The sequence below is a fragment of the Bacillus sp. FSL M8-0266 genome (genome assembly GCF_038613425.1).
GTDB classification, from domain to species: Bacteria; Bacillota; Bacilli; order Bacillales; family Bacillaceae; genus Bacillus; species Bacillus pumilus.
On sequence record NZ_CP152015.1, the window covers coordinates 3633638 to 3652773 of the forward strand.

Below are 19136 nucleotides of genomic sequence, written 5' to 3' on the forward strand. Positions count from 1 at the left end.
AAAAAAAGACAAACCGCAGTATGAACGGTTTGTCTTTTTTCTTTTATGCATCTAAATGATCACCATTTGTCGCAATCACTTGTTTATACCAATCGAAGCTTTTCTTTTTCTTTCTATCTAATGTTCCTTTTCCTTCGTTATCACGGTCGACATAAATGAAGCCGTATCGTTTTTTCATTTCAGCTGTTGATGCGCTGACAAGGTCAATTGGGCCCCAGCTTGTATAACCCATCAAGTCTACTCCGTCTGCAATGGCTTCTCTCGCCTCTAGCAAATGGCTTCTGAGGTAATCAATTCGGTAATCGTCTTGAATAGATCCGTCTTCTTCTACTTGATCGACAGCACCCAATCCATTTTCTACGATAAACAATGGTTTTTGGTAGCGGTCATATAGTTGGTTTAGTGTTGTACGAAGTCCTTTTGGATCAATTTGCCATCCCCAATCACTTGCTTCTAGATAAGGGTTTTTCACGCCTTCAAATAGGTTACCACCAGTCACTTGTCCAAGAACCTCTGGATCTGTACTTGTCACAAAGCTCATGTAATAGCTGAAGCCAATATAGTCCACTGTATGGTTTCTTAGGATGTCTTCATCACCATCTTGGATCTCAATATGAATACCATTTTCGCGGAAGTATCGTTTCATGTAACCTGGGTAGTAGCCTCTTGCCTGTACATCTGAGAAGAACAATGTTTTACGGTCCTGATCCATTGCAGCAAACATATCTTCTGGTCTTGAGCTGTACGGATAAGTTGTCATCGCTGCGATCATACAGCCGATTTTCGCATCAGGAATGATTTCGTGTCCTGCTTTGACAGCTAAAGCACTTGCAACAAATTGGTGATGCGCTGCTTGATATTGAATGCTTTTCTCGTCATCACCCTCTTCAAATACAAGTCCGCCGCCAGTGAAAGGCGCATGTAACACGACGTTGATTTCATTAAAGGTCATCCAATATTTCACTTTGTCTTTATAGCGAGTAAACAACGTTTTCGCATATGTTTCATAAAGATCGACAAGCTTACGGTTTCTCCAACCGCCGTAGTTTTTCACAAGTGCAAGCGGCATTTCATAATGAGAAATTGTGACAACTGGTTCAATTCCATGCTTATGCAGTTCATCGAATACTTTGTCATAAAAAGCAAGGCCTGCTTCATTTGGTTTCGCATCGTCGCCATTTGGGAAAATACGCGGCCAAGAAATAGAGAGTCTGAAGCATTTGAATCCCATTTCTGCAAAGAGTGCAATATCTTCTTTATAGCGATGATAGAAGTCAATCGCATCATGATATAAGTTCAAGTCTTTCATTGATTCATCGAATGGATGCATAATACCGTGCGGTGATACATCAGCTGTCGATAAGCCTTTTCCATCTTTATTATAAGCACCTTCAATTTGGTTGCCCGCAACAGCGCCGCCCCATAAGAAACCTTTAGGAAATGTTTTTTCTAACTTGTTCATGTTGAATGCCCTCCTCGTTTTCTTCTACACTGACTGTGAGCAGTGTCTCTTGTACTGAAATCGCGCCTTCTGTTTTCGCATCAACTTGTGCAAAATCGTTTGTGTTGGTCACAATAATTGGTGTGGTGACATCATAGCCTTCTTGCTGAATGCCCTCGATATCAAATTCAACGAGCACATCTCCTGCTTGAACAAGATCACCAGACTGCACATGACTTGTGAAATACTTTCCGTCAAGTTTTACCGTGTCAATCCCGACATGAATGAGAAGTTCTGTACCTTGTTCACTCTTCAAGCCAATAGCATGTTTTGTGTGGAAAATGGTTTCAACCTTGCCGTTGAACGGTGCTACAACACGCCCAACTGTTGGAACAATGGCTGCACCTTTACCCATGATTTCATTAGAGAATGTTGCATCATTTACTTGATTTAGCGGCTTTAGTTCACCTTCAAGCGGGCTTTGTACCACTTCATTTTGAAGTGTTACTGTGTCTTTCTTTTCTTCTGGTTTGTCTGCTTTTGTATCATCTTTCACTGGTACATCTTTGAATCCTAGAACAAGTGTCATGATCGTTGCTGCGACAAAGGCGATTACTAAGCCGATGATAGAGTAGACAAATGTTGGGCCAATGAATGTCGGGAGACCCGGGAGACCTGCTGATCCAGATATCACATATGATTTTACTTTAAAGATCGACATGAACACGCCGCCTGCTGCTGCACCAATGAGGGCTGCAAGGAACGGTTTTTTCAATCGCATGTTCACACCATACATAGCAGGTTCAGTAATACCCATTAATGCAGTGATACTTGTAGACATCGCCAATGATTTGAATGTTTTGTTTTTTGATCTTAAGAAGACACCGAATGCTGCGCCTGCTTGTGCCATATTTGCTACAAACATCATTGGAAGAATGAAGTCAAAGCCGTTTAACGTAATGTTGTTGATCATAATTGGAAGTAGTGCATAGTGCATGCCCGTAATGATCAATGGTGACATGAAGCCGCCGATCAAGAGTCCGGCCAAAATACCTGCATGTTTGAACAATAAATCAATTCCACCTGAAAGGCCATTTCCGATAATCCCACCAAGCGGTCCTACTGCGATAAGCATAATTGGTACTACGACAAGAAGTGTGACCGTTGGAACAAGGATGATCTTCAATGATTTTGGGCTATATTTTTCCGCGAATCTTTCAACATATGAGCCGAGCCAGATGGTGAGTAGAATCGGAATGACCGATGAAGAGTACACAACGGCAACCACTGGTAGCCCTAGAAATTCTGTATTTCCTGCGCCTAGTAAAGCCGTTAACTGCGGGTGCAGTGCGGCGGCTGCAATGGCAGCGGCGATATACTGATTTGTGCCAATTTTTTTGGCGACGCTTACAGCAAGCAGAATCGGTAAGAAGTAAAAGGCTCCGTCTCCAATAGCTGTTAAAATTGCATATGTGCTGCTTTTATCCGATATCCACTGGAACGTAAGCATGAGTGCCAATATCCCTTTGATCATACCGGCTCCAGCGATGGCTGGAAGAATCGGTGTGAAGACACCAGAGATAAAATCGAAAAGCTTTGAAATCACATTTTGTTTTGAAGCCTCTTCTGTACCGCCTGACTTTACATCTGTTGACAGGCCTGAGTCAGCAATCATCGCTTGATAGACATTTGAAACATCATTGCCAATAATGACATGATATTGCCCCCCGCTTTGATTCACACCCATGACCCCGTCTGTTGATTGCAGCTTCTCTTTATCCGCTTTGCCTTCATCGTATAAGTTGAAGCGAAGTCTTGTCATACAATGCGTGACTTGCTTAACATTCTTTTCACCGCCGACAAGCTCTAAAACTTCTTTTGCTGTTTGTTTGTGGTTCATTGTATTACCCTCCAATCGTTGATTACATCTTGATATAGAAAAAACCTAAACATCCATTAATGCCCGAAAAATAGCGATTCAGACATTAATCGATATTTAGGTTTTGCCTGCTTAACCAGTAACAATCCTTCATAGCGATTGATCTTTATTTAATTTTATATGTCTTTAGATATAAAAAAACCTAAATCATGCCTTATCAAAGATAGGGACAATGATTTAGGTTTTGCCTGCTTGACCAGTAACAATCCTAAAAGATTGTGGGTTATTTAGTTTATAGTTATAAATTATCATGTTAATTTAGTGATGTCAACGCTTTCTTTTTAAATTTATTTTCTTTTTATCACTCTGTCGATATGCAAAGTTAAGTATAACATCTCATCTTCTATGAGACTTCGGTTGTATTCTTTTTGAACATAATCATTAATTTTTTCGGCGCATTGGAAAGCTGCTGTGTTTTTTTCTTTTACCACTTCATACAGAAATTCATTTTGATTTTCCATTTGTGTTTCGTTAAACAGACGCTGCCCAAAAAACTTTAAATGAGTGACAAAACGGAAATAGTTTAATGATTCCTCGTCTAAATCAATTTGAAAGTGATACTTGACGATATTTAAAATATCTTGAATGAGTTTGGTAATTTGAATCACGTTCGGCATTTCTTCATTGAGCTCTGCATTGACAATGTGCATCGCAATAAAACCGGCTTCATCCTCAGGAAGATGAATGTTGAGCTTTTCCTGAATAATCCGAATCGCTTCTACACCACACATAAACTCCTCTTTGTACAACCGCTTGATTTCCCAGAGCAATGCATTTTTGATGTCCATTCCTTTTTGATGACGTTCAATAGCAAAGGTGATATGATCTGTCAGTGTCACATAGATGCTGTCATTCAAATTTTTATTAAGGGTTGTTCTCGCATGATCAATAATCGCCTCACACACTTGCATATACTCGATTGGAATATCATAAAGCAGGGTTTTGAATTTTTCTGATATATCTTTATTTTGAATGGAAAATACTTTTTCAATACGTTCTTCGTCAATCGGGTCTCCGCTTTTCTTTTGAAACGCGATCCCTCTGCCCATAATGACCAGCTCATGCTGCTCGTCATCATACGCACTGACCACATTATTATTGATTACTTTCGAAATGATCAATTGATACCCCCCAGTACATTCCGCTTTTTCGAGCATTTATTGTTGATTGATATGTCATTTTATTATTATTATCAAAAAAGAGGACTTTAAGATGATTTTACATTTTTTTTTGATACGGTCAACTAGAAAGAATGACATATTACCTCTCAAACATGACGAAATAGGGGCAAAAAAGTCTAAAAACATACACAAAAACACTCTATAAAGAGTGTTTTTTACAAAATCAGGAGCAATCCCAATTATAGACGACATTCTCGAAATTTTTTCGTTTGAGGTCTTCTGGTTTGATAAAAAAGTTGGCGATTCCGCAGTCTCCCCACAACATATCCACTTCATCATCTGAGTCGATTTGTAATAGTAGAACGGTATGCTCTTGGTCTTCATAGGTACGCGGATCCTCTTGTGTAAAGCCTGGATATCCACCCAATTTGTGACCAAAACCACTCTCTGTCTCATAAAATTCATCTAGCAAGGCATCCGCTTCATCTCCATCAATACCTTCTACACCTTCGAATAGGTCCCAGCTTTGTTTGCCTGTGACTTTTTCAAATCGGAAATCTCCTACACTGATCGTTTCGCTTGATAATTCACCTGTAATCGCGCCTTCTTTCATAACAGGAAAATAAAAATCATCTGGAATTTTTACAAAAGAAAAATCAGTTAATAACTCTTCTTCTGCTAAAAAAGGTTCTTCAATGAATTTAATCCGAAAATCTTTTTGCTCTGTTTTATGGTCAATATTCATCCCATAAAGATCATCATGCACAGAAATAAAAATTTGCAGAAGTCCTGTTTCTGGATAATCCTTCAGCTTCGGTAGCTGGCCAAAATTCATTTGTGCCAAAAGCTTCATAGGGTGTCCTGCGCCATCAACTGGATATTCGTCGTTTTTAGGGAAGTAAGGATCACCTGCAATTTTGCTGTCGTATGGTCCTGTTTTTCCTTGTTTCATATTTAGTTGAATCATTGGTTGTTCAGTTTGATCTAACATTTTACGGTAAGGTGCTATGATTTCTTGCAGCCTCGCTGATTGTGTCACGATGGTCTTCCTCCTTATGAATAGGTCTACTGACCAGGGTAGTATCTCTTTTCTATCATACAGAAGTGTACACTGCCTGTCAGCGATCAATCGGTCAATATCCTAACAAGTTCCTCACCTTAAAACGAAAAAAACCTCCGATTAATCTGGAGGTTTTGGTCGATCTATTTTTTATTTCACTTGATAATTCACTAAGTCTTCTGCGAGTGATTTCATCGTTTCATTTGTTTCATGAAGACCTTCAATAATTTTTGTAAACGTGCCTACAAGCTCTGCTTGATGCTCAGAAGAAGCGACAATTTGTGCTATTTCTTCTTCCATTCCTTTAATCGATCCCTGCACATCTTTTAGCGCTGTTTCAATATCAGTCGTCGCTTGTTTGGCGTGAGTTGACAGCTTTCTCACTTCCGTTGCGACTACTCCGAAGCCTGCTCCTGCTTCACCTACTCTTGCAGCCTCAATTGATGCGTTGAGTCCAAGTAAGTTCGTTTGATCAGAGATACCTTTGATAAGATTGGACACTTGATTGATTTTAGAGGAATTTTCTACAGTGGTTTTCGTATTTTGTAGAATTTGTTCACTTGTCGCTTGTAGTTCCTCTGAATGCGCAGCAACTTGCTGTACCATTGCGACTAGTTTTTCGGAAGCTTCGTTGCTCTCCGTCATAATGTCATCTAATCGTTGTTGATTGGTCTGATCATAGGCCACGCAGAAAGCAGCGACTACCTGACCCGTCTCATCTTTAATTGGAACGGATACAATATCCATTGGAATTCCGTATACTTCTTTCGGAATTTGGATAAACGATGGCTCTCTCCCATTTTTCAACATCGAAAAGTTTTGAAATCCATCAGCCACTGTATCACCAGCTTTAAATCCTAAGTCAATGTCCCCATGTTGCTGATAATAAAGAACCTTCTCTTTCCCTAAAACAGAAAAGGTTAGTTGCTCTCTCATAGCTAGTCCAATGATTGGTAAAGCGTCTATTATGTTATCAATTCTCTGTGACATTCGCTCACGTTCATCCTCTCTTTTTCTCAGTACATCCTCTTTATCGGTTCGTTATAAGGTCTATTACAGCCTGTAATGTGCACTAATATCAATCAAATGACCTAAGACATATAAAAAGCCCACATTCTATCAAGAGAATGTGGGTATTTTTAAAAAAAGGACATGCATATCAAGACACTGATAACGATGAGCAAAAGATACATATAGTCGATCCACGAAGTGCTGATGACATGATAATACGTCCGCTCTCTCTCACCCGTGAAGCCTCTTGCTTCCATCGCAATGGCCAACCGTTCTGATTTTCGTACGCCCTGTGTAAAAAGAGGAAGTGCATAACGCATAAAGGCTTTCCAGCTGTTTTTTTGCTTATAGCCTCTAATTTTATGCGCCGCCTTCATTTGCTTTAATTCACTTTGAAATAACGGAATAAACCGGAAGCCAGCAAGCATCCCATACGCCCATTTTGGCGACATTTTGCACTGATGAATGAGACTCATCATAAATGCTGTCAAATCTGTTGTGGACGTAAACAGGAGACCGAATGTCACAAAGCCAAGCATTCTGAGAGCGATGGTGAGTCCATTTCTTAAACTCTCCTCTGTCATATGGAACCATGCCCATTTCCAAACAGTATGATCCCCCTTGCCAAAGGCCGCCATCATCCAAAACACGAGAATAAAAAAGAGCAGATAAGGGACAAGTCTTGTGAAAAGATACTTCAAATTCCATCCGCCTAAAACAAGTCCAATACCAAGCGCAAACAGCCAGATGATGAAGGTTGTTTTAGGATCAGATATCGCCATGAGACAACACATCGCAAGTAGATGAGTGAGTAATTTGATGACTGGATTCACAGTGGAAAGAAAGGAATGATTACTTTGCAATCGTCAGCACGTCCTTTCTTTCAGCCACATAGCGATAATGCAACGGGGCTCTCAGTTGATAAGCATCGACAAGGTCCTGATTTGAAAACAAATCATAAGGAGTGCCACCATACACATGCTTTCCTTGATGAAAAAGAAGCACTTGATCGGCACATTCATCGACAAGGTCCATATCATGTGTGACCATCAAAATTGTGGTGCCTTGGCGTTGACGCTCTTTCAAGCGCCTGATTAATTCCTTCGCTGTTCTTTCATCCTGCCCGAAAGTCGGCTCGTCTAACAATAGGACATCCTGATCAAAAAGGAGCATTGTAGCCACACTCAATCTTCTTTTTTGACCTAGGCTTAAAGTGAAAGGATGAGCTTTTGCATGCTTTTCTAAACCGAACTCTTTCAATAGCTGAACTGTTTTTTCTTGCACAACGGATTCTGGCCAATTACGCTGCCTTCCACCAAATGCAATTTCATCAAACACTGTATCTTGTATGAATTGAAGCTCCGGATTTTGAAACACAAAGCCTGCCTTTTCATATAGTTCTCGGTCTGACCACTTTTTAAGGAGTGTCTCTTTTAAAAAAATGTGGCCTTTTTTCGTTGGCTCTAAACGAACCAAATGTTTGAGACATGTGCTTTTCCCGCTTCCATTTTCCCCAATGATCGCCACCCAATCCCCTGCTTTGATATCAAGCTGAAGATCACTCATAATCCTCTTTTTCCCGTAGCTTAATTGAAGATCTTCTGAACGAATGATGGTCTCCCGCTTAGTCGACGGCACTTTTTCATTCTGCTTCTTTCTTGCTTCAAAGGTTTGCATAAGCTTGTGACTCATTGGATGAAATGGATCTTGAAGGATCGTAGACCATTTCTCGGGAAATAATTTCGGCCTCCAAATTCCTGCCTCTTTCATTTCTATTTCATAAGTCGCGAGCACATCTTTTGGAGACCCATCTGCTAAGATGCTGCCTTGATCATTTAATAAAATCACCCGGTCCATCCATTCAATGACACCATCTAGCACATGCTCTACAAAAATCATGGTTTGTCGCTGATCAGCTGCAAGCTGCTGTAGAAGCTGAAATATCTCCATTCTTCCTGCTGGATCAAGCTGTGCGGTCGGTTCATCAAAGAACAGCACATCTGGCTCTAACGCTAGTAAACAAGCAAGCGCCAATCGCTGCTTCATGCCGCCAGATAATGTGTGGATGTCTGTATTCGGATCGACATCAAGTTGAACTTTTTGCATGAGCTGCTGAATGATGCGATCCATCTCGTCACGAGGGACAGAACGGTTCTCTAAGCTAAAGGCAATTTCTTCATTGACGCGATGCATACAAAACTGGGAATCAGGGTCCTGAAACATGACGCCTGTATGTCTTTGCAATATCACTTCGCCCTGCATGTCCGCTTCTAAATGTTCTGGAATGATGCCAGCCAGAACGGAGATGAGCGTGGATTTACCGCTACCGCTTGGTCCTAAAATAAGCACCTTTTCTCCTTTTTGAATGGAAAGAGAGATTTGATGCAAAACGGGCTGAGGCTGTTCATAAAAACGGACAGTGAGATTATTGCACGCGAGAAATGAATTCATGCTGTTCACCTTTGTTTCGTTTTTCTTTCATGATGGCATATTGATTCAGTACACCGGTTTTAGATAATGCGTCCACCACTACTTTCGCTAAACATCCGCCCAGTATCATTCCGCTGATGATTTGAGTCATCAGTGTGATGAGTAAAACTTGAGGTGTGTAATAACCAAAGCCATTCGCAACGAGGCTGTATGCCATTGCTCCAACAGCTGCAAAGGCACCTGACAGCATCAGTGTCCACATGCGATACCGTTTATAACCAAAAAGAGCAAAGGCGATTTCTGCCCCAAGCCCTTGGCATACACCAATCAGCAGGGCTGAAAGACCGAAGTGGCTGCCTGTCAGTAATTCCACAGCGGCAGCGGCTGTTTCTGCAATCAGGGCAGCTCCCGGCTTTTGAATGATATACGCGACGATTGGACTGGCAATCACCCAAATACCAAACATGATGTTGCCTCCTGCTGGGCCAACAAGTGCTGTAATGGGTAAGTAAAGTGTGGACCATCCTAAATAGATGACACCACATGCAACGGATAAAATGACAGCAAGGACAACTTCTTTCATCTTCCATGTCATGATGAATGCACCTCCAATGGAACTGGCCACTCTTCCACCGTAAACGCCATATCCCAAAACTTGTACTCAAGCTGACAGCTTAAGATAAAGTGCTGTTTCATTTTTTCCTTTTCCTTCTCACTTGCTGCTTCCGCCAGCTGATCGAGCCGCTTGCAAAGCTCCACTGTAATAGAGTCGGTTAACCCTCCATAAAATGTGATCCACTCATAAAACGGATGTGACGGGTCAGGCTGCACATCTGTGAGCATTCGTTTCCCAATTTCCCAATATGTCCAAGGGCATGGAAGCAGGACAGCGATGATTTCTCCAAGCGTACCTTCCTTGGCGACTTGTAGCATGTGATGAATATAGTGATGAGCACTCGGAGCAAGCGGGGCACCTTGGAGCTCATCATATGATACACCTGCCACTCGGCAAAGATTTTGATGAGGGTGTGTCTCACTATCTAGTACAAACGCAATCTGCTGATGGAAAAAGGCAATATCTTCTTTGTCTGTACATCTGCTAAGAGCCGCTGCATAAATTTTAATAAAAGCTTGTAAATATTCTGCATCTTGTTTGACGTAATGAATGATCTGTTCCTTTTCCAGCTTTCCTGTTGCCAGTCCTCTAACAAACGGATGCTGATAAATGGCTTCAAATAATGGTTCTGTTTCTTCTCTTAATTGCGCTGAAAACGTCATAAAAAAAGCCTCCTCTTCTTCAGTAGAATAAATGAAAAAGCCACCCCAAATGGAGCGGCCTTCTTATCGATTCAATCATGAATAAGACGAGGTCCAGCTCCACTTCCCTCCGCTAGTACAAACTAGATCAGGTTCAAAGGGTCCAAGATTTTCTCTTGTCTCAGTCATATATGACTCCCCTAGTGGACTTTTGTCATTTAATTATCTTTACTCTACACATGTGTAGATTTGCTGTCAACCGCCTTTCTTAATTCAACGTTCTGATCGTAGGCAGCTTTTCGATCCCTGCAGCATAGTAAAAATTAAGGACACTGAAGAAATCAATTGGTTTTCCTGTTTTCAAATCAACAGCTAAAATATGATCGCCGTAATTTGTCATATCATCAATATCTAAACGCCTTGGCGTTGTCTTTCCAAGTGTATCAACAAAGCTACTATGGTAGTATTGTCCGCTAGCAAACGATGATTCATGATACATAAATAACGTCTCCACATCTAAGTAGACGAGAATGGCCTCAGATGAACTCGCATAAGGAGAAGAGTACGATACTGGTGCCGAAATACTTTTCACTTTCACACTTTCAACAGAATGGGTTCTCTGATCATATTTTCCGTCATAGGAGAAATAAAATACACGCTCCCATTTATAATCGGCGGTCTTAGATTGTTTGTTATACACTTTTGTACCATTAGCGAAAACATCCCCATTCGCATACTCAGCTACAAAGTATTGCAGGGTAGAAGAGAGGGAAACAGCCCCTGTGAAATTGGGTGGGTTTTTTGCATTCACTTGTAACGTGTAAGAGTCTCCGAAATTTCCACCGCTTGTGATACCGAATGCGTAGTCACCTGCTGGTAAATTGGTCAAACCAAGGAGACTGCCTGCTGGCTGAATCAAGTCCGTCGGATAAGCTTGTCCAGTTTCATAATCAACAACAAATAATTGTAAGAAATAATCGGGATTTGAAGAGGTAATTCGGCTGATGAGTGCCTGAGGTGAAGTCGTACTTAACAACCATAAATCGACTGGGTCGTCCTCTGATAAGACAACCGATTGGTTGATGGCTAGTCCATCAATGGAGCGAACGGAAGATGTACGCATCTTACCATCTTTAGCGGCTTTTCGTTTGATACTGATTCCATTTTTCTTATCTACTTTAAAAGATTTTTTCAGTTGCTTCTTTTGGATAGCGGTTCCTTCATCCTGTTTCAAAATCGAGTCTTGCACTTGCTGAATGGCTTTTTCCGTCAGTGGTGACAATTTCCCATCTGATTTCGGTGCTTCTTCTGCTTTTAATACTGGTGAAAATAAACCTGTTGTGACGAGTAGAATGGATAATAACGCTGCAGTGATTTTTCCATAAAATGCTCTCACAGGAACATCCCCTTTTTCCTCAATTGGGTTTTATACCCTGTGAATATTTTACCATTATTTCATTCGTTGTTATGGTCTTTTTTAGGAAATCTTTATGACAAAAAACCAGCCGTATTTGCTACGGCTGGTTTTTTGATCACTTTATGAAATGGTTTTAACAAACAGGCGTGCTGTTTCTGCACTAGAACCTGGGTTTTGTCCAGTAATGATTTGTCCGTCAACTACAGCGTATGGTGCAAAGGCATCTCCTTTTTCAAACGCTGCCCCTTGCTCACGAAGTTTTGTTTCCAATAAAAATGGAACTTTTGATGTCAGCTGAACAGCTTCCTCTTCTTCGTTTGTGAAGCCTGTGATTTTTTTACCTTCGATAAATGATTTGCCATCTTGATCCTTCACATCAATGAATGCTGAAACGCCGTGACAAACAGCTCCGACTGCACCATTTTTGTTTGAAATAGCTAAGATTGCATCGGCTACCAGTTGATTAGACGCAAAATCGATCATTGGGCCGTGTCCTCCCGCAAAGAAGATGCCATCATAATCAGCTGGGTTCACATCTGTAAGCGCCTTTGTGTCTTGAAGTAATTCATATACATCTTCATATTGCGCTGGAACACCTTCTGGAATTGAATTTTTATCAATAGGGACAGTTCCACCTTGAATAGAGACAATTTGAACGTCTAGTTCATTTTCTTTAAAAATATGAAATGGCTCTGCCAACTCTTCTAGCCATAAGCCTGTTGGATGTCCGTTCATTTCTGAACTGCTTGTCGATACTAATAACACTTTCTTACTCATCTTGATCATCCTTTCGATTTAACATGTTTCCATTTTATATTTTGCGCAATTAAATATCAAGCAATTGAACTTCGATGCAACTCTTTATGGTATACCCGATTTTCTAAAAAATATGGCATGTCATCAAATCTAATCAATATGTGACATTCTATTGGTAGGGAATTTCATGTAAAATTGTCATTGAGTGATATCATATGAGGTAAGATGGATAGACCTCACGGATGTGAGGGGACTTTTAAAGGAGTGGAAAAGAGATGAAAACCTATTCGATTGTGATGATCATCATCACGCTCTGTATCATATTGGCCGTCTTTTTGATGAACTTAACAGGGGTCATGTATGGAAAAATTATTTTGGCTGTTGCCGTTGCACTATGTCTGACATCCATTATTCGTCTAATGGGTCTTCGAAAAAGATAAAAGCCGCCCTTTACTCGGGCGACTTTATTTACGATTAAATTGTCAGGATAAGCGCAATTAATGCAAGAAGCGCTGGTACTCCTTGCTTGACGATGATTGATTTATTAGAGGTCACACCGCCAAATACCGCAGCGATGATCACGCAAAGAATGAAAAATAGCTGAATCATATATCCAACAGTATTCGATCCAAGAATGAGCCCCCAAATCAGTCCTGCAGCTAAAAACCCGTTATAAAGCCCTTGATTGGCAAACATCACTTTTACATTTGGATCCTTTTGCAAGTGTTCTGGCAGCTTAAAGGATCTCTTTGCCATCTTTGATTCCATAAAAAACATTTCTAATAACATAATGACAAGGTGTTCTAATGCGACAATTCCTACTAGTATTATTGCCAAAATATTCAATTTAGTTAATTCCTTTCTGATAGACGATCACGAATCTCTATTTTATCCGTGTATAAATCAAAGTCTTGTATTAATTCAAGCGCTTCAGTAAAGCGGCTTTGTGGAATGTCTTTCATTTTTCTCACACCAAACTCCTTTTTAATAAAAGCCATGATGGTATTGATATGAAGCTTACCGTGACCATCATACTCGAAATGGCTGCAAAAAGTCTGCATCGTCCCTCTTATCACCTTTAATTGCTTAGCAGTGACACAACTCATTGGTAACGCTCATCCTTTCCTTTGTTTTAACAGCTAAAAAGAACCATGTATGAAAGAAAAACCTTCCAATCTCTATTATATAATGATTTCATTCGGATATCAAAATAAAAAAGAACAGACATTCGACCAAAAAGCCGTCCTTTTCATCAAAAACAGTTTATTACCATATCAAAAAGCCGGATTCAATGGTAGAATCCGGCTTTCTGTTTAGTTACTTTTAGAAATTAATACCTTTCCAACAGAACGATCCTTACTTTGTCCAACAACTTTAAAGGATAGACCGTATGTTGGGACATCACGCCCTGCATCTGGATTATTTGGATTCACATAATTCTTTTTATCACTAAATGTACGAGTCGGGCGAATATAGCGATCTACCAACGTTAAGCCAGTTGTCGCTGTATAATCAATATTGAGCTTCGTACTTGGATTCAAAGAAAATGCTGCATCATGTACTTGGAAACCTGTGGCTGCAATGGAGCCGTCACTCCACTTCAATACTTGCTGATCCGCATCTACTACCCCAAGGAAACCGTTCCCTGGGTGTTTTCCTACCCAGTTATCACCGTAGGATTGATCGACATACCACACGACCAAACCGTTATTATAGCTCATGAGGCTTGCCCCGCGTTTGATATGCTTTAACCCTTTATCGACGTCAGCATATGAGCGCCACTCTAGTAAATAGTATTGTGCTGCATATTGTTTTCCGTTAGATTGAGAGAATCCATTGAAGGTAAAAGTGGACGTTCCCTCGGCATCATCTGACCATACTTTCGTTCCATCTGCAGTGACGTTTAAATCATCTACAAATAAGCCTGGCAGTGAATAGCCTGCATCGGTTGTATAGCGGAATTGCAGGTCAATTTTCTTCCCTGCATAAGCAGAAAGATCAAAGGCTGCATCTACCCATCCGTCTGATTTTCCGTCAATTCCATTGCCTTCGTTCGCTCCAGCTTCATTTCGATCGTTCGTGATGTTACCAGCAATGGTCTTCCACTGATCGGTTCCTGTTTCACGAACTTCTACATACGCATAATCATAATCCTCTTCGATACCGTACCATGCTTTAAATGTCAGCTCTGCTTTGCTTCCTTTCGACAAATCGATACCTGTTGTCGTCATGGTCGCATTTAAATTGTCACCCGTTCCGCTAAAGTACGCATTTTGTCCTTGAGCAGGTTTTGTGACCACAATCTCTTTATCTGGTAAATCCACTCGAACCGCATCATGGTTCGTTCCTTTTGTTGCTGCTTCATCAATCAGCACTGTTTTGCTTTTCTTTAATGTTTTACCATCAATAGTTTGTCCAGTAAGCCAGTTACCGCCATGTAAGTTTTGAAGCATTTCTTTCGCATATGGACTAAAGCCTGTTGGTTCCGTTCCAGGGACTTTACCTGCCCAGCTTCCGCTTGACATGATCGACCAGTAGGATACGGGCTCGCCTCCACCTGTGTACTGTGTATCGTACTCATCAGGAAGACCGAGATCATGTCCGAATTCATGCGTGAATACGCCTGCCGCGCCATCTTCAGGCTCAATCGTGTAATCTAACGCGCCTAATTTTCCGCCTTGTCCGACTTCAGATTCAGTGTTTGGAATTTCAAATACATCACCAAGTGACCAGCGGTGCGACCAAATTGCATTAGAGCCAAGCTGTCCGCCGCCAGCTTCTTCACCTACGCCAGCATGAACGACCATCAGATGGTCAATGATGCCGTCTGGTTCGTTATAAACGCCGTCCCCATCCATATCATAGCGGTCCCATTGATCATATTCACCAAGATCAATGTTCGGGTCCTTTGCTGCTGCTTCGAGTGCTTCTTTCACCAATTCACGCGGTCTGCCGTCACTGCCTGATTCATCAGGTACGTTCCCGCCATAATAGGCTGCTTCATGCTTCGCTGTATACCAGCCAGCAACCGTTCCACTGATCGTGTAACTGCCGCCAGACTGTTTCTCATAATATTGCTTCATGGATACTTTTCGTTTCCCATCTGGACCGATGTAGCCATTTTTTCCGAAAAGCATGTCTTGATAGTGCTGCTGATCGTACTTGTCATAGTACATATCAGTCTCTTCTTTTTTAATACTATTATGCTTATAATCTTTAAAATCTACTAATAAAACCAATACCTTATCATTGCGAACATCGCCTTTATACTTTTCCTTTTTGACCGGTTTTACATGATTGCCTTCTTTTCCTTTATGCTTCTTTAACTTTTTCTTTTTGGCTAATTTGTTATGTACCTCTTGTTTGTATTCTTTCAGAAATTCAGGCTCTTCTGTTAAGGTGCTTGCACTTTGTTTCATAGCAAATTCTTCTTTTTTCTTTAGATATTTCTTTAATGCTTTTTGGGTTTCTGCTTCATTGGCATTCTTTTTGATCTTTCCTTGTTTTTTCAAGGCTTTGATGAGACGGTCTTCATTCACAACACTTGCATCGAATGGAATACCTGAATAATGACCGCCGTCTGAGGATGTTGACTTTTCTGTAGTGTGGGCAGATAGAGGGGTGCTGAAAGCTGTCAATGTGCCTAAACCGAGGACAGCTGTTAGTGCTATGCTCGTCCATTTCCCTTTTTTCATTTTGGTTCCTCCCTAATTTGGTAATAAATAATATCTCATTCTAGCATATTCCAATATACTTAAGTCGAAAAATATTTTATTTTCAGAAACTTTGTGGAAAATGCACAATACGGGAATAAAATGGACGGAACAAGGTGTCGAAAATAAAAGAACCCTGGGTGATGAACGGGGGACTGACACCCGTTTTTGATACATGGATCAAAACACCTTAATGAAACAGCCAGTTGCCGAAACTTTTTCGGTGACTTTCTAATTTCAAACTGGAGTGGAAGAATTCGATCGGGCATACACTTATGGGACACGCTCATGACAATGCCTTTTTCCTTAATGTCGTTTTGTTCAGCATATGAAGTGAGACTGCTCCTTGATTAACCAATCGTATAAGTGACTAAATCTTTTATGGTGGGTAGATAAAACATTTTTTGACCAAATGGCAAATACGTAATATCGGTCACTCTTTTTTATGGATTTGTCGTAGAAGAATCCCGTTTCAATTGATTTTCTACATGTAAAACAGATCGTTAAAAAGGCAGATTAGGGTGAATTTTGTTGAAACTCTCAAATTTTTTTCTATTGACATCAACCAAAAGGTGTAACTATAATGGTTACATCTCATCTGGGTGTAACTGAGTTCGTTACATCTTTTTTCTAAGGCTATCCAGCATGAATCAAATATTCACTTTGTTTCGGGGAGGTTAATGATTGAACAATATCCAATTAATTCGCTAAAGAAATATTTATTTATGTGTTGGCTACACTCATACATAAGACCTGTGTTTTTAGTCATTAATAACATATAGGGTCTTCGTAAAAAATGAAAAAGGAGAATCATCTAATGTTTAAATTAAAATCAGTCATAGGATTTACTTTAGGTCTTTGTTTCGTGTTATTGCTAAGCGCATGTGCTAGCAATGAAGATACAAAAAATACAGCAACCGATAACAAAAACACAGCGGACAAACAAGCTGTAAATCTTAAAATCACAACATTCAACCCTGGTGATAAAGGAGTTTTTGCTGTCACTTCTAGCTTGATTGAAGGACCGAAAGAAGTCATTCTTGTCGATGCCCAGTTTGAAAAGGATAATGCAGAGAAGTTAGTAAAAATGATTCGCGATACAGGAAAGAAACTGACAACTGTTTATGTCAGTCATAAAGACCCAGATTATTACTTTGGTCTCTCTGCCATTCGTGAAGCATTCCCTGATGTGAAAATTGTGGCAACGCCTGAAACTGTTAAGGGAATTAAAAAAACGATTCAGGCCAAAAATGATTACTGGAATCCAATATTGAAGAAAAATGCACCAACAGCACAGATTATTCCAGATGTTTTAAAGGGAGATAAACTGACCGTTGATGGAAAAAACATCAACATCATTGGACTTGACGGACCAGACCCATCTCACACTTTTCTTTGGGTTCCATCGAAAAAAACAGTTCTAGGTGGAGTACCTGTTTATGAGAATGAATATGTTTGGACAGCAGACAATCAATCTCAAAAAAGTCGTGATCAATGGCGTGAAATTCTAAATCATATTCTTGATCTGAAGCCGGAACGTGTGATTCCAGGTCATTATCTAGGTAAGAGTGCTGAAGATACATCAGCAGTTGTGTTTACCCGTGACTATATTACAAAATTTGAAGCAGCAGCTAAGAGGGCAGACAATTCAGCTCAATTGATTGCTGAAATGAAGAAAGAGTATCCGAACTTTACGAACACTGGAGACTTAGAATTGAGTGCTAAAGTCATGAAAGGCGAACAACAGTGGCCGTGATGTCATAAATATGATTGACCATTCAGTGTGTTCTCATTTTAGATGGGAGCACCTGAATGATTAGATGAAATATTTTGACTTGATTATTTTACCTCCTTAATTGATTTCATCTTCACTTCAAGCGAATAACTAACTCTTGAACCCATAGAAAAACACCTCCAAATTGATTTCAGGTATTCTATACCCGATTTTCAACTTAAAGGTGTTTTTATTTGTCTCCCTTTATAGGGTCCAGTCCTGAACGCCTAGGGTGTTTGTTGTTTTACTATGAAAGTTGCTGGCCTTGAAAGGCAACAACGTCAAGTGGAGCGGCTAAGAATTCTTTTGCCTTCGCTACGAAAGCTTGGAAATGTGCACTCGCATTATGGCTCTGAACCGCAGCGTCATCTTTCCACACTTCTACCATTAAGAAGGTATTTTCCTTATCTGTATCCTTGAACAGCTTGTAGGATACATTGCCTTCTTCCGCTTGTGAAGCTTTCATTAATGCTTTGATTTCTTCTAGAAATACGATTTCTTTTTCTGGATGAATGGTCATCCCTGCATGAATAATAATCATCTAATCGTCTCCTTTTTAAAAGATATTATTTCCACTCTGTAATGCGTTCAATCGGTAAGCGGTAAGAAGCATAACCTTCGTCAGTAGCTTTCCCAATTGATAACAGCATCACTGGTACATAACGTTCTTTATCCCAGCCAAATGTTTCAGCGATGACTTCTTTATCAAATCCGCCAATTGGATTTGTATCATAGCCGTGTGCACGTGCTGCAAGCATAAGCTGCATAGACACAATTCCACCGTCAATTAAGATTGTTTCGCGGTTGACATGCTCTGGAAGTACCTCAAAGTGTGCAGTTAGTGCAGCAATTTGTCTTTCTTTCACTTCTTGTGGCATGTAGCCATGCTCCACTGCTTTTGAATAAATTTCATCTAAGTATTCATTGCTTTTCATATCTGCAAATACAGCAATGACAGCTGCTGATGTTGACACTTGAGTTTGGTTGAATTTTGCAAGTGGTGCAAGCTTTTCTTTTCCTTCTGGGCTGTCAATGACCATGAAGCGCCAAGGTTGTGCATTCACTGATGATGGTGCAGTTGTTGCTTCTTCTAAAATCTCTGCCATTTCTTCTTTGCTGATTTTCACAGCTGGGTCATAGTTACGAATGGAGCGGCGTCCTTTCATAATTTCCATAAAATCGTTTGTTTTTAATGTTGTAGCCATGTTGAAACACTC

The 19136-nt window shown here is 40.4% G+C and carries 18 protein-coding genes and 1 riboswitch; of the genes, 2 read left to right on the forward strand and 16 right to left on the reverse strand.

The features are described 5' to 3' along the window. Window positions 1-43 precede the first annotated feature (43 nt). The 11 genes from MKY83_RS18765 to MKY83_RS18815 all read right to left on the reverse strand — a co-directional run bounded on the left by MKY83_RS18765 (window position 44) and on the right by MKY83_RS18815 (window position 12453). Window positions 44-1462, reverse strand: coding sequence for a glycoside hydrolase family 1 protein (locus MKY83_RS18765; protein WP_106066945.1), 1419 nt, complete (start codon window positions 1460-1462; stop codon window positions 44-46). After that, entirely contained in the window at window positions 1434-3341 is a 1908-nt protein-coding gene (locus MKY83_RS18770) for a beta-glucoside-specific PTS transporter subunit IIABC (protein WP_185108117.1), read from the reverse strand. The genes MKY83_RS18765 and MKY83_RS18770 overlap by 29 nt, the downstream gene beginning before the upstream one ends. Window positions 3342-3667: 326 nt before the next feature. After that, entirely contained in the window at window positions 3668-4501 is an 834-nt protein-coding gene (locus MKY83_RS18775) for a PRD domain-containing protein (protein ID WP_065099232.1), read from the reverse strand. Between the two features lie 223 nt (window positions 4502-4724). After that, window positions 4725-5540, reverse strand: a complete 816-nt coding sequence (locus tag MKY83_RS18780) for a YwqG family protein (protein ID WP_044140330.1) — start codon at window positions 5538-5540, stop codon at window positions 4725-4727. 171 nt (window positions 5541-5711) lie between these two features. Then, window positions 5712-6551 carry a methyl-accepting chemotaxis protein gene (locus MKY83_RS18785; protein ID WP_106066944.1) on the reverse strand — a complete coding sequence of 280 codons (840 nt, stop codon included), beginning with the start codon at window positions 6549-6551 and terminating at the stop codon, window positions 5712-5714. A 149-nt stretch (window positions 6552-6700) separates the two neighbouring features. Beyond that, on the reverse strand, window positions 6701-7435 hold the full coding sequence (locus tag MKY83_RS18790) for an energy-coupling factor transporter transmembrane component T (protein WP_044140332.1): 735 nt from the start codon (window positions 7433-7435) through the stop codon (window positions 6701-6703). Continuing rightward, complete coding sequence (locus MKY83_RS18795) at window positions 7425-9023, reverse strand: ABC transporter ATP-binding protein (RefSeq protein WP_106066943.1); 1599 nt, start codon at window positions 9021-9023, stop codon at window positions 7425-7427. Before MKY83_RS18795 ends, MKY83_RS18790 begins: the two co-directional genes overlap by 11 nt. Further along, window positions 8998-9597: an ECF transporter S component gene (locus tag MKY83_RS18800; RefSeq protein WP_106065962.1), complete on the reverse strand. Its 600-nt coding sequence runs from the start codon at window positions 9595-9597 to the stop codon at window positions 8998-9000. Before MKY83_RS18800 ends, MKY83_RS18795 begins: the two co-directional genes overlap by 26 nt. Continuing rightward, window positions 9594-10280, reverse strand: coding sequence for a thiaminase II (gene tenA / locus MKY83_RS18805; protein WP_044140335.1), 687 nt, complete (start codon window positions 10278-10280; stop codon window positions 9594-9596). The genes MKY83_RS18800 and tenA overlap by 4 nt, the downstream gene beginning before the upstream one ends. Window positions 10281-10367: 87 nt before the next feature. Next, window positions 10368-10471: riboswitch (TPP riboswitch) on the reverse strand. Window positions 10472-10527: 56 nt separating this feature from the next. Beyond that, a complete protein-coding gene (locus tag MKY83_RS18810) occupies window positions 10528-11655 on the reverse strand; it encodes a hypothetical protein (protein ID WP_113767906.1) in 1128 nt (375 codons plus the stop codon). A 141-nt stretch (window positions 11656-11796) separates the two neighbouring features. Continuing rightward, window positions 11797-12453 carry a type 1 glutamine amidotransferase domain-containing protein gene (locus MKY83_RS18815; RefSeq protein ID WP_003215149.1) on the reverse strand — a complete coding sequence of 219 codons (657 nt, stop codon included), beginning with the start codon at window positions 12451-12453 and terminating at the stop codon, window positions 11797-11799. Between the two features lie 254 nt (window positions 12454-12707). On the opposite strand from MKY83_RS18815, the gene MKY83_RS18820 reads away from it, so the two are divergent. Further along, window positions 12708-12872: a hypothetical protein gene (locus tag MKY83_RS18820; protein WP_003214630.1), complete on the forward strand. Its 165-nt coding sequence runs from the start codon at window positions 12708-12710 to the stop codon at window positions 12870-12872. A 34-nt stretch (window positions 12873-12906) separates the two neighbouring features. Here the strand turns inward: MKY83_RS18820 and MKY83_RS18825 are convergent, their stop codons facing one another. The 3 genes from MKY83_RS18825 to MKY83_RS18835 all read right to left on the reverse strand — a co-directional run bounded on the left by MKY83_RS18825 (window position 12907) and on the right by MKY83_RS18835 (window position 16127). Then, window positions 12907-13278 (reverse strand): DUF1304 domain-containing protein, encoded by a 372-nt coding sequence (locus tag MKY83_RS18825; RefSeq protein ID WP_044140337.1) that lies wholly within the window; start codon window positions 13276-13278, stop codon window positions 12907-12909. A 5-nt stretch (window positions 13279-13283) separates the two neighbouring features. Beyond that, window positions 13284-13538, reverse strand: coding sequence for an ORF6C domain-containing protein (locus tag MKY83_RS18830; RefSeq protein ID WP_034620285.1), 255 nt, complete (start codon window positions 13536-13538; stop codon window positions 13284-13286). 207 nt (window positions 13539-13745) lie between these two features. Beyond that, window positions 13746-16127 (reverse strand): immune inhibitor A domain-containing protein, encoded by a 2382-nt coding sequence (locus tag MKY83_RS18835; RefSeq protein ID WP_340913563.1) that lies wholly within the window; start codon window positions 16125-16127, stop codon window positions 13746-13748. Window positions 16128-16962: 835 nt separating this feature from the next. Between MKY83_RS18835 and MKY83_RS18840 the strand changes: the two genes are divergently transcribed. Continuing rightward, window positions 16963-17901, forward strand: coding sequence for an MBL fold metallo-hydrolase (locus MKY83_RS18840; RefSeq protein WP_113767908.1), 939 nt, complete (start codon window positions 16963-16965; stop codon window positions 17899-17901). Window positions 17902-18166: 265 nt separating this feature from the next. Here MKY83_RS18840 and MKY83_RS18845 read toward each other — a convergent pair whose 3' ends face one another. Together MKY83_RS18845 and MKY83_RS18850 are read right to left on the reverse strand one after the other, a co-directional pair. Next, window positions 18167-18460 (reverse strand): putative quinol monooxygenase, encoded by a 294-nt coding sequence (locus MKY83_RS18845; protein ID WP_044140340.1) that lies wholly within the window; start codon window positions 18458-18460, stop codon window positions 18167-18169. Between the two features lie 25 nt (window positions 18461-18485). After that, entirely contained in the window at window positions 18486-19124 is a 639-nt protein-coding gene (locus MKY83_RS18850) for a nitroreductase family protein (protein ID WP_113767909.1), read from the reverse strand. Between the last annotated feature and the right edge of the window lie 12 nt (window positions 19125-19136).